The 12,502-nt window shown below is 36.9% G+C and carries 10 protein-coding genes; 7 read left to right on the top strand and 3 right to left on the bottom strand.

What is annotated here, in order from left to right:
- The first annotated feature begins 84 nt into the window (after positions 1 to 84).
- The 7 genes from N0B48_RS05170 to recG all read left to right on the top strand — a co-directional run bounded on the left by N0B48_RS05170 (position 85) and on the right by recG (position 9,803).
- On the top strand, positions 85 to 1,740 hold the full coding sequence (locus N0B48_RS05170) for a peptide MFS transporter (protein WP_259837231.1): 1,656 nt from the start codon (positions 85 to 87) through the stop codon (positions 1,738 to 1,740).
- Between the two features lie 132 nt (positions 1,741 to 1,872).
- Positions 1,873 to 3,627, top strand: coding sequence for a peptide MFS transporter (locus N0B48_RS05175; protein ID WP_259837232.1), 1,755 nt, complete (start codon positions 1,873 to 1,875; stop codon positions 3,625 to 3,627).
- A gap of 58 nt (positions 3,628 to 3,685) precedes the next feature.
- The gene (locus N0B48_RS05180; RefSeq protein ID WP_259837234.1) at positions 3,686 to 4,681 is read left to right on the top strand and encodes a PDDEXK nuclease domain-containing protein; all 996 of its coding nucleotides are present in this window, start codon (positions 3,686 to 3,688) and stop codon (positions 4,679 to 4,681) included.
- 22 nt (positions 4,682 to 4,703) lie between these two features.
- The gene (locus N0B48_RS05185; RefSeq protein ID WP_259837236.1) at positions 4,704 to 6,215 is read left to right on the top strand and encodes a peptide MFS transporter; all 1,512 of its coding nucleotides are present in this window, start codon (positions 4,704 to 4,706) and stop codon (positions 6,213 to 6,215) included.
- A 41-nt stretch (positions 6,216 to 6,256) separates the two neighbouring features.
- The gene (locus tag N0B48_RS05190) at positions 6,257 to 6,790 is read left to right on the top strand and encodes a thioredoxin family protein (RefSeq protein ID WP_259837237.1); all 534 of its coding nucleotides are present in this window, start codon (positions 6,257 to 6,259) and stop codon (positions 6,788 to 6,790) included.
- Between the two features lie 197 nt (positions 6,791 to 6,987).
- On the top strand, positions 6,988 to 7,611 hold the full coding sequence (locus tag N0B48_RS05195; protein WP_259837238.1) for a hypothetical protein: 624 nt from the start codon (positions 6,988 to 6,990) through the stop codon (positions 7,609 to 7,611).
- Positions 7,612 to 7,718: 107 nt separating this feature from the next.
- Positions 7,719 to 9,803, top strand: coding sequence for an ATP-dependent DNA helicase RecG (gene recG / locus N0B48_RS05200; protein WP_259837556.1), 2,085 nt, complete (start codon positions 7,719 to 7,721; stop codon positions 9,801 to 9,803).
- Between the two features lie 601 nt (positions 9,804 to 10,404).
- On the opposite strand, the gene N0B48_RS05205 is transcribed toward recG, so the two are convergent.
- From N0B48_RS05205 to N0B48_RS05215, 3 genes are all read right to left on the bottom strand, one after another.
- Complete coding sequence (locus N0B48_RS05205; protein ID WP_259837239.1) at positions 10,405 to 10,851, bottom strand: response regulator; 447 nt, start codon at positions 10,849 to 10,851, stop codon at positions 10,405 to 10,407.
- The gene (locus tag N0B48_RS05210) at positions 10,844 to 11,425 is read right to left on the bottom strand and encodes a helix-turn-helix domain-containing protein (protein WP_223606894.1); all 582 of its coding nucleotides are present in this window, start codon (positions 11,423 to 11,425) and stop codon (positions 10,844 to 10,846) included. Before N0B48_RS05210 ends, N0B48_RS05205 begins: the two co-directional genes overlap by 8 nt.
- Before the next feature lie 293 nt (positions 11,426 to 11,718).
- Positions 11,719 to 12,222: a GNAT family N-acetyltransferase gene (locus tag N0B48_RS05215; protein WP_259837240.1), complete on the bottom strand. Its 504-nt coding sequence runs from the start codon at positions 12,220 to 12,222 to the stop codon at positions 11,719 to 11,721.
- Positions 12,223 to 12,502: the final 280 nt, after the last annotated feature.

The following is a 12,502-nucleotide window of genomic DNA, read 5'->3' on the forward strand; positions in this document are numbered from 1 at the left end:
TTCATTAATCGTTTTCAGCAAGTATTATTTATTTTATCAATTGAAATTAAAAACTTATTTTTGAGAAATTTGAAATTTGATTATATGAAGACTAAACATCCTAAAGGCCTGCCCTTTCTCTTTTTCACAGAAATGTGGGAGCGTTTCGGCTACTATCTGATTCTTGGAATCTTTGTCCTGTATGTTATTGAACCTACCGGAATGAAAGGCGGACTTGGACTTCCGGATAAAACAGCTGATGATATTTTCGGAACATACATCGCTTTGACCTATCTAACACCCTTCCTTGGAGGATTTTTAGCTGACAGGGTTTTAGGATATATCAAATCTATCTATCTGGGCGGAATTCTGATGGCCGCAGGATATATCGGAATGGGAGTTTTCAAAGAACTTCCTCTTTTCTACGGTTCATTAGCACTGATTATCATTGGTAACGGTTTCTTTAAACCTACCATTTCTACATTATTAGGAAACCTTTATTCTGAAGAACCTTACAAAGCCAATAAAGACTCCGGATATAATATTTTCTATATGGGAATCAATATCGGGGCGTTTATCTGTAATATTATTGCGGCTTTCATGCGTAATAAATTCGGATGGGGCGAAGCTTTCATTACTGCGGGAGTAGGAATGCTGGTGGGTCTTGTGATCTTTACGATCGGAAGAAAGCACTACATTCATGCTGCACAGATGAAACCTGTAGAGGAAGGAGACACTAAGCTTTCTGAAATTTTAATGAAGGTTTTCGTTCCTGCGATTGCAATTGGGGCTATTGGCTGGTTTATTCCAGGAAATATTTTTGGAAGCGACAGTACAGATGCCTTTATTTTTGCCTGTGCTCCTGTGATTTACTTTTATGCTTCACTATACTTTAAAGCCAAACCGGAAGAAAAACCTTCGATCGGAGCTCTGCTTTCCGTATTCCTGATCAGTATGTTCTTCTGGGCGGTTTTCAAACAGAATGGTACGGCGCTTACAAGATGGGCCAATTATTATACGGACAGAAGTGTTCCCGCTTCTTTGGAAAAACCTCTTGAGGACATCTATATGGTGGAAGGAAAGAGCTACGAAAACAAAGAAGTTCCTGTATACGATAACCAGTTTCAGTCTCAAAAAGACAAAGATGGAAAAAGCATTAAAGAAACAGGAAAAGATATTTATTTCAAAAATATTACTCCTAAGCAGCGTGCAGCCCTGGAAAGAAATCCTGAATCTAAAGTCTATTTATACAACACGGAATTATTCCAGTCTATCAATCCATTCTGGGTGATTGCGCTTACTCCGTTGGTCGTAGGATTTTGGGCTTTACTGAGAAGAAAAGGAAAAGAACCGCTGACGCCTACAAAAATTGTACTGGGATTATTCATCTCCGGATTATCATGTTTAGTGATGGTTCTTGCCGTTATGGCAGGAGATAATGGAGCTGTAAAAGTCTCCCCGCTTTGGCTTGTGGCTGGATATGGAGTCATTACCATCGGTGAATTATGTCTTTCTCCAATGGGACTTTCTTTTGTATCCAAACTTTCACCTGCAAGAATTACTGCATTGATGATGGGAGGTTTCTTCCTGGCTAACTCGGTAGGAAACAAACTTTCGGGAATCCTTGCAAGTACGTGGTATAGCTACGACAACAAAATGAATTACTTCCTGGTGAACTTTGCTTTGTTAATATTTGCAACCCTTTTAGGCCTGTCTATGTTAAAAAGATTAAACAAGATCATGAAGGAAAAAGGGCACTAATCCCTGATTATCATAAAGAATATCAAGCTGCAGAATCACTCTGCAGCTTTTTTATTTAAATATAAAATTAAAACCTTGCCAAAAACTCAAAAAAAACTATATTTGTCAGTCTTAACAAAAATTAACAATAGAATGGATAATATTGAAGCATTAAGTCCGAAACCGGATGAATTTGTAGAGAATAAGAATTCAAGGCATCCAAAAGGGTTGTGGGTTCTTTTCGGAACAGAAATGTGGGAGCGTTTCAACTTTTATGGGATGAGAGCCCTTTTGACGCTCTTCATGGTAAATTCCTTATTAATAAAAGAGGCTGATGCGGCAATCATTTACGGTGGATTTTTAGCTTTATGTTATTTAACCCCTCTTTTGGGAGGATTTATTGCAGATAAATATATCGGAAACAGAAACGCCATCTTAATCGGTGGATCTCTAATGGCTATCGGTCAGTTTCTATTATTTATCAGTGCCTCTACTTTCTCTGCCGATCTGGGCAGTTCCAAAACGGTTATGTGGCTGGCTTTATTCGTTATCATTTTCGGTAATGGATTCTTCAAACCGAATATTTCCTCAATGGTGGGGAGTCTTTATCCTAAACAGGAGAAATCCAAACTGGATTCTGCTTTCACCATTTTCTATATGGGGATCAACATCGGAGCATTCCTTGGACAGTTCATCTGCCCGTATGTAGGAGATGTGAAAGATGCAACGACAGGAGTAAGAGATATTTTTGCTTTTAAATGGGGATTCTTAGCGGCTTCAATTGCAATGGTCATTGGAACCGTAACATTCTTTATCCTTAAAAATAAATACGTGGTAAATCCGGAAGGAAGACCTATCGGAGGATTACCAAAGAACAATACAAGTGAAGACTTTGAAGAAGGGGAAACTCAGACTGCTAAATTCTCAGGTTTATCTTTAGGGATTACCGGAATTATATTTGTTGTTTTATTCTTCGCTTTCCGATATTTATTGGTAGGAGAATTCGGATTTAAAGCTGTAGAAATGGGTCAGCTGATCAAAGGAATTATCTATCCTTTCATCTACGCAGCCGGTATTTCACTTGCCTTCCTGATCATGAGTTCTGCAGAAAATAAGATTGAAAGACAGAGAATCTGGGTAATTTATATCGTATCTTTCTTTATCATTTTCTTCTGGGCAGCTTTCGAGCAGGCAGGATCTTCATTAACGTTTATCGCTGATAACCAGACAGACAGAAATATCTTCGGATGGAATATGCCGCCTTCAATGGTTCAGATTTTCAACGGTATCTTCGTAGTTCTTTTAGCCGTTCCATTCAGTTTGACATGGGATAAATTAAGAACAAAAGGAAGAGAGCCCGTTTCTCCGTTCAAGCAGGCAATGGGTCTTGCATTGATCGCTCTTTCTTACTTCATTATTGCACACAACGTAAAAGATCTTGGAAATTCAGGATTATTAGCCATCAAATGGTTAATGCTTCTTTATTTCATCCAGACTTGTGGTGAACTTTGTTTATCTCCAATCGGTCTTTCATTGGTAGGAAAGTTGGCTCCAAAAAGATTTGCGTCATTATTGTACGGAGTATTCTTTATTTCCAATGCTGCAGGTTATGCATTGGCAGGTTCATTGGGAGCTCTTATCCCTGCTACAGGTGATAAATTCACAAAAGCACAGGAAATAGGCGTAAACCTTCAGGACGTTCTAGATAAAAAAGTAACATTGACTGCTGATCAGGCAGCGGCATTTGAGAAAGCTCAGTTACCATTACATAATCCTACATTTGCAGGATTTGAGATCCACAACCTATTTGAATTCTTTATGGTATTCGTAGTACTTTGTGGTATCGCAGCTGTTATTTTGGGTCTGATTTCTCCAATCTTAAAGAAAATGATGCACGGTGTAAAATAACCGCATCAATAAAATACAACAAAACCTCTGCTAAGTCAGAGGTTTTTTTTATTTTCGTATGATGGAAATTTCCGAAGATCTTTTATTTCAATCCGTAAAGGAAATTATTAGGCAGTCGCGCGAAAAAGTATTTCGGATAGCGAATTCTACCTTACTGCTTACGTATTGGCAGATCGGAAAACTGATCATAGAAGACGAGCAGCAGGGAAAAGAACGCGCTGAATACGGAAAGCAAACGTTAAAAAATCTTTCTAAAAAACTTTCTCTGGAGTTTGGAAAGGGCTTTGATGAAAGTAATTTAAGAAATATGCGGTCTTTTTATCAGGCATTCCCAAATTGTGACGCATTGCGTCACGAATTGAGCTGGACCCATTACAGATTGGTGATAAGGCTTGATCACATGGATAAGATGAACTATTACATCAATGAAGCCATTCAGAATAACTGGAATTACCGCGATTTGAAAAGACAGATCAATTCACTTGCCTACGAAAGAGTTTTGGAACATAAAAAAACTCCGGCAGACAATATCCACAGTGTTCTAAAAGACCCTTACATTTTCGAATTTTTAGGATTAACACCGGATCAAAAGTTTTCAGAAAAAGAAATTGAAACCGCCATCATTGATCATATACAGAAGTTTCTTCTGGAATTCGGAAAAGGATTTGCTTTTGTAGCAAGACAACAGCACATTTCTACAGATACATCAGATTTTTATATCGACCTTGTTTTTTACAATTATATTCTAAAATGCTTTGTCATTATTGACCTTAAAACAGGAGAACTCTCCCATCAGGACATCGGACAGATCGATATGTATGTACGCATGTACGATGATTTGAAACGCGGAGAAGGTGATAATCCCACGATAGGAATTTTACTCTGTTCAGAAAAAGACGAGACCATTGTAAAATATTCCGTTCTGAATGACAAAAACAATCTCTTTGCCAGCAAATACCTCCTCTACCTTCCAAAAGAAGAGGAATTAAAAGAAATCATAGACCAGGACAGGATCCGTTTTGAACTGGACCAAAACAATAACAAACAACCCTAATTAAAATCAATCATATACAATTATGAGCTTAACTCTAGATGAAATACAAAATTTCAAAGGAAAATATCCCAGACAGATCTGGAGCCTGTTTTTCTCTGAAATGTGGGAACGTTTCTGTTTCTACGGAATGCGCGGAATGCTGGTTTTCTTTATGATCTCACAGCTTAATTTCCATGAAAAGGAAGCTAATCTTCAATATGGCGCTACCCAGGCATTTGTTTATGCCTTTACATTCGTTGGTGGTCTATTTGCCGATAAACTCCTTGGATTCAGAAAATCTCTATTCTGGGGCGGACTTCTGATGATCGTAGGAAGTTTAATTCTCGCAGCTGACCCGCACAAATTCTTTTTCTTAGGAATTGCATTTACCGTTGTAGGAACAGGTTTCTTTAAACCGAACATCTCATCTATGGTAGGACAACTTTATAAACCTAATGACTCCAGAGCAGATGCCGGATTCTCCCTTTTTTATGCAGGAATCAATCTGGGAGCTTTACTGGGAGGATACTTGTGTATTGCTATTGGTAAAGGCGAAATTTTAGGTGGTACTATCTCAGAAGCCATGAGATGGAATGTTGCTTTCGGACTGGCTTCAGTGGTAATGGTGATAAGTCTTATCAATTTCATTTTCACACAAAGAAGATTGGGAACTATCGGTCTTCAGCCAGGACATCCTTTAGCAGAAGTAAAAGCAGCTCCGATCCCCAAGTGGAAAGAATACGGAGTTTACGTTTTATCTCTGATTTTCGTTCCAATTATCATGAAAATGGTAGCCAAAACAGAATACACAGATTATTTTATGTGGACAATTGGGCCTCTGACGTTGATCTATTTATTTTATGAAATGTCTAAAGTAACCGCATCAGAACGTAAAAAACTTTGGGCAGCTTTAGTTTTCATCATTTTCTCTATCCTATTCTGGGGAATTTATGAGCAAAGCGGTGGCTCTTTAAGTATTTTCGCGGCTAAAAACCTGAATAAAGACCTTCTGGGACTAGATCCGAACGGAGTGAATAACTCTGGAGGGGCATTCTTTATTATTTTCCTCGCTCCTATTATCGGGCTTCTCTGGATATGGCTGAACAAAAGAAAAATCGAGCCTAATACCATCGTTAAATTCGGTTTAGGGTTTATCTTTCTGGGTATAGGATACTATGTGTTATTTGCAACCAGACTTTTTGCTGATCTTCAGGGAATAACATCATTGAATTTCTTCACATTAGCATTATTGATTATTACTCTTGGGGAACTGTGCCTGTCACCGATTGGATTATCAATCATGACGAAGCTTTCCACCAAAAATCTTCAGGGAATGATGATGGGAATGTGGTTCCTGGCTTCAGCATATGGACAGTACGTTGCCGGAATCATTGGAGCAGGGCTTGCTACAGCAAAAAAAGGCTCTACCAATTATGATGTTTTAATCACTTATACTGATGGATATAAACAATTGGGATTATACGCGGTAATTGCCGGTGTGGTATTAATTTTGATATCTCCGTTCGTGAAAAAATTAATGCAGGATGTAAAATAAAGTAAGCAAGATTATGCTTATTTTTACGTAAATATCAAATTATGAAAAAAATTATCAGCATAATTCTTCTATTTTTAGTAAGTTTCACTTTTGCTCAGGTAAAATGGATGACTATTGAGGAAGCTTTAAAAGCTCAGAAAGAAAATCCAAAAAAAATCCTGATCGATTTTTATGCAGACTGGTGCGGCCCATGCAAGATAATGGACAAAAAAACATATGGCCACGCTGTGATTGCCCAGATCATCAATGAAAATTACTATCCTGTGAAGTTTAATGCTGAAGAAAAACAATCTATTGATGTTTTTGGAAGAACATTTGCCAATGATAATACGGAACATAAAAAAGGAAAAAATTCTCTTCATGAATTTACCCAATATATGAACGTAGGCGCTGTACCAAGTACCGTGTTTCTGGATGAAAAAGGCGGACCGATCACCATTCTTCAGGGAGAATTATCCGCAAAAGAACTTGAGCCTTATCTGGAATTCATCTCTAAAGATCTCTTCAAAAAGATCCGTTCCAGAGAGCAGTGGGAAGATTATCAGAAAAAATTTAAGTCAAAAATAAAAGAATAGGCTTTAAACCTCAAAGGTTTTTAAATAATAAGGCTTTCAGAATTATCTGGAAGCCTTTTTTCTTTTCTTTCCAAATAGGGTGTTTTCACCCTGTAAATTCAATAAAAACCCTGTAAGTATTGTTTTGATAAATGCTAACCTTTGTTTAGGAGTTAAGGAATACTCTTCGAATTTATTTAACCAAAAACAAAGACATCATGAAAAATCTAAACATTCTGAAATTGATTCTGTTGATTTGCATGTATCAATTTTCAACCGCACAAAAAGTAGAAACCGTTTCCTCTGTGAGCAGCCCAACTGCTATGAAATTATCAAAAAATCAGCTGACAGAAGTTCCCATTGCCAAATATCTGGATGGTAGCATGGACTTTTACATTCCCAAAAAAGCGCTTCAAACAGCAGTACAGGAAGCCGTAACAGGATTCAATCCAAATATTACGGTACAAGACATTAAAATTGCAAAATCCAATATCAACACTTATTATTTAGGGATTGTAGCAGTTAACACTTCTATGGAGAGAGCTACCCTATTTCTACCGTTAGGCAATACCGGAAGTTCTCCCGATTATTTCTTTGTGCCTGGTCCGGGGCATGTTGTTACCTGCATTAATATAATAGGCTGTCCCAATGACTGTTCTATTGTAAAATTCGGTGATCAAAATCAATTGACAGGCTGTAATTGCGGCGGATTTAATCCCGGTGGACTGCCTGCAAATGGAAATACACCTAGTGTAGGATGTAATTTCAAGGTCAACAAATATATTCTAGAAGGGGAATTATGCATGGCTATAAAACTAAAAATCGCTGCTTTTCTGGAATAATATTCTTGTGAAAAAGCCATTATTCCGACAAAAAACCTCTTAATTTTTTTTGAGAGGTTTTTATTTATACTAAGTTTTAACGATATTCGCGTTTGTAAAATGATCATCTGGAACTTAGCACATCCATAGAATACGTCAAAGGAATTGGTCCTGACAGAGCCAAACTCATCAAAAGTGTGTTGGGGCTTTCCACCGTTGACGACCTTCTGAACTTCTACCCTATCCGCTATCTGGATAAAAGTAAGGTATTTAAAATTTCTCAACTCGAAGAGAGCAGTATTGAAATACAGCTTAAAGGGAGAATCACGCAGGTGCAGGAGGTTCAAACAGGAAAAACGAAAAGACTTTCGGCAAAATTCAATGATGATACGGGGACAATGGATCTGGTATGGTTCCAGTATTCAAAATGGCTGAAAGAACAATTACCGATCAACCGTGAGGTGTATATTTTCGGAAAGATCAATGTTTTCAACCGCCAGTTTTCAATGCCGCATCCTGAAATAGAAGTGGAGGAAAAAAAAGAGGGTGATAATCGGTTGAAACCCATTTATCCAAGTTCGGAAAAACTTACTAAAAGAGGCTTGAATCAAAGATTTTTCCAGGTGGTTTTAAGGAACATCTGCAAAGAGATTCCCAATCTTGTTGAAGAAAACTTTCCTGATTATCTGACGAAAGCATTTAAATTTTTATCCAGACAGCATACGTATTTAAACATCCATTTCCCAAAAGATATGGAGCATTATGAAAAAGCTGATAACAGACTAAAATTTGAAGAATCCTTCTTTTTTCAGCTGGGATATGCCCTGAAAAAGATTCATCATAAAACCCATTCACCCGGAAATCCGTTTCCAATTGTGGGAGATCATTTTAATAATTTTTACAATCATCATATTCCTTTCGATCTTACCAATGCTCAGAAAAGGGTTTTAAAGGAAATCCGTCTGGATATGAAAAGACCTATTCAGATGAACAGGCTTCTGCAGGGTGATGTAGGATCCGGAAAAACAATGGTTGCCTTACTTACCATGTTAATCGCTATGGACAACGGTTTTCAGAGCTGTATGATGGCTCCGACTGAAATTCTGACGCAGCAGCATTACAACGGCATCAAAGATCTTTTGGAAGCTACGGATATTAACATTCGTCTTCTGACAGGTTCCACCAAAACTTCAGAAAGAAAGATCATTCACGAAGAACTTGAAAACGGTACTCTTTCTATATTGGTAGGAACGCACGCCGTTCTCGAAGATAAAGTGAAATTTAAAAACCTTGGACTGGCCATCATTGATGAGCAGCACAGATTTGGTGTGGCACAAAGAGCGAAATTATGGGCTAAAAATAAAATTCCACCACATATTCTGGTGATGACGGCAACTCCTATTCCCAGAACACTGGCGATGAGCTTTTATTCTGATCTGGATGTCTCCGTGATCGATGAAATGCCGGTAGGACGAAAACCGATTATCACGGCTCACCGACGTGAAAAAGACAGAGATTATGTGTATAATTTCTGCCGGGATGAGATTAAAAAAGGAAGACAGGTTTATTTCGTATATCCTTTGATTGAAGAATCTGAAACCTTGGATTATAAAAACCTGATGGAAGGTCTGGACCATGTCATGACTGCATTTTCCGACTACAATACCACCATGCTTCACGGAAAAATGAAACCTGCTGAAAAAGATGCTGCGATGAATTATTTCGCATCGGGAAAAGCGGAGATTATGGTCGCGACTACCGTTATTGAAGTCGGTGTAAATGTTCCGAATGCTTCCGTAATGGTGATTGAAAGTTCGGAAAGATTTGGGCTTTCCCAACTTCATCAGCTGCGGGGCCGTGTGGGGAGAGGTGCAGAACAAAGCTATTGTATTCTGATGACTTCCGATAAATTATCTAAGGAGAGCAGAACCCGTATCAAGACGATGACAGAAACGAATGATGGCTTTAAAATTTCTGAGGTAGACATGCAGTTAAGAGGTCCCGGAGATATTCTGGGAACCCAGCAAAGCGGCGTTGTAGATTTCAAAAGACTGGATCTGGTGAATGATTCCGCTATTATCAAAACCACAAAAAATACGGTTGACAAAATACTGGAAGCAGATCCGCATCTGGCCAATCCGGACAACCTGATCATCAAAAACTACTACCTGAGGTACTACAAAGGAAAAAATAAGTGGAGTAAAATTTCATAAAAAAACCGCGAAAAGAAATCTTTCCGCGGCCCCCTTATAAAACTGTTATTTAGAAGAAATTACTTTTGGTCTGTTTAAAAAATTTATTTTAATAGCAAGAACTAATATCTTGTGATTTGGTGTGAAAATATTTATATACTACTTGAATTTTTTCAGCTCAGACTATTAAAATAAATTAAAAAAACAAAATGAATTATTTTTCCAACTTGCTTATTATAAAAACTAACTGTTCAGGTTGAAGGAAGTGGGAATGAAACGAATAAATACCCTTCAACTTTCTTAAGTTTTCATGATTGTACCGTTTTGTTTAAAGATCTTCTATGCTTTATAGTTGGAAATGAACATAATTCATTTTGTTAAAACTAACATTGTGATTTATATATTTATTTCTAAATGAAATAATCTATTCTCTACCATCCACTGCTTTTTTATATAGCTAATTTGTGTTGCAATGTTTACAGTTACAAAATTGCTGATATTGCATGGATTACTCCTTATATGATTTTAATTATTAGTTATACAATTTTCACCTATCTGTGAATAGTATGCTTTAAATACAAACCTTGATTTCATAATTAAAAACCTTTAAAGTCTTTATCCATCATACTTTCATAATAAAATTATCTTTATTGAGTCCCGAGGTATGATACTGCCAGTTGATGGTAATAATTTCTGTCAGTGCTTTTTTCAAGCCGTCATAGGTCTCTGGTTTTCTCATAAAAATATTCGCTCCGCTCACAAAGATCTCCTCTATCTCAGCTTCCGAAAGCTCCTCAGTGTACACCGCAATAGCCATGTTGCTGAATTTCGGATCTGCTTTGATTTCTTCCAGACATTCCATGAAATTTTTTCCAGGAATATCGTATTTGATGAAAACTATTTCCGGAACAATCGCTCCGTAGCTATTCAGATATTTCATAAGATCCTCACCGTTTGAGAAACACTGGGACTTTACGCCTATCTTTAAACCTTTGAAAATATTTTTAAAGAATATTATATTGCCCTCGTCATCATCTGCTGCTATTACATTCAAATATTCTTTAATCATACAGCATTTTAGAATTTATAACCATGCTTTGAAGCTTTCTCCTTTTTGTAATAATCTTCTGAAACTGGGAGGGAGTAATCCCGGTTGTATTTTTAAACTGCGTACTCAAATGGGCCACACTAGAATAATTCAGTTTATGAGCAATTTCCGTAAGGCTTTGTTTATTATTTAAGATCAGTTCCTTTGCGTACTCAATTTTCTGCAGGATGATGAAATTTTCAATGGATGTAAAGGCAACCTCCGAAAAAAGATTGGAAAGATATCCGTAACTGTGGTTCAGTTTCTCAGCAATATAAATAGAAGCTTTTACCGGAACTGCATTTTCAGAAAAAACAAGTTCTACGATGGCATCTTTTATTTTCTGTACTAAAGCCGTTTTTTGGCTTTCAATAATCTCTATGCCGTAATCTTTAAGGTTCTTCTTAAAAAGATTATGCTGCTCCTGGGTAATGGGTTCATAGAATTCCACTTCGCCGAAGTTCAGCAGGCGGTATTTCAGCCCGTGCTCCTTTAGCTTCTCATCCAACACTTTCTTACAAAGAGCGTTGAAATCAAATTTTACATACATTTTCATCCTGTATAAGTGTGTCAAATTTCGAAGTAAATATAATAATTTATTTCATTTAAAAGTGAAATAGTACTAAATATTTTTAACATAATATATAAAAACAAAAAACTCCTGCATTATGAATACAGGAATTTAAACACTAAGGATGAAAAAAATATACTGATAAAAAGCTACTGTAGCTCAAAACCAAGCATATGAATGTATTATTGAAAGTGATTTGGTTCTGATACAAAGATGAACCAAAAACAAACATCACACGTTATAGAATTAAAATTAAATGTTACACAATTTTAAGTCAACTATATGTGAATTACGAATTCCATAAGATAGTCATCCATCACATAACCACGCCCTATATCAAAGATTCCTTCATCGTAAACAGTGTATCCCTGCGACTCATAAAAGTTCCGGGCAGCATTATTTTTATTGACATTCAGAATAATTCTTCGGTCTCCGTTTTCAGCTACTTTACCGTTCAGAAACTGCAGTGCCTCTTTTCCAAAACCTTTTCCCTTGCTTTCGGGAACCAGATAAATACGATGAAGTTTTGTAGTTCCCTCTTCATAATGATGCTGATACCCGATGAAACCTTCATAAGAACCCGTGTTTTCATCCTGAATCATATAATAATGATAATCCGCATTCCGGAGATGACTCCCGATTTCAGCTTCGGAATACATCTCTGAAAGCATATATTCCATCTGTTCACCGGAAAGAATTTCTGCATAAGCATTTTCCCAGGACCTTCTCGCCAGATCCTGAATAAGGGGAATGTCTTTTTCTGTTGCTTTTAGTAATTTCATAATTTTTATGATTAAAAAAAGTGAAAAGCCGGAACTTTTCACCTTATTATTTTATGTTAATAGTCAATTTTGCTTCGCAAGTGAATGGTCAATTTTTCACTGTTAGTTAAAAATTCATAATTGACTATTCACTATTCACTATTTATGTCAATGGTCAATTTTGCTTCGCAAGTGAATGGTCAATTTTTCGCTGTTATTTAAAAATTCACTATTGACAATTCACTATTCACTATTTATGTCAATGGTTAATTTTGCTTCGCAAGTGAATGGTCAATTTTTC

The organism is Chryseobacterium herbae (assembly GCF_025154075.1).
In the GTDB taxonomy this organism is placed as follows: domain Bacteria; phylum Bacteroidota; class Bacteroidia; order Flavobacteriales; family Weeksellaceae; genus Chryseobacterium; species Chryseobacterium herbae.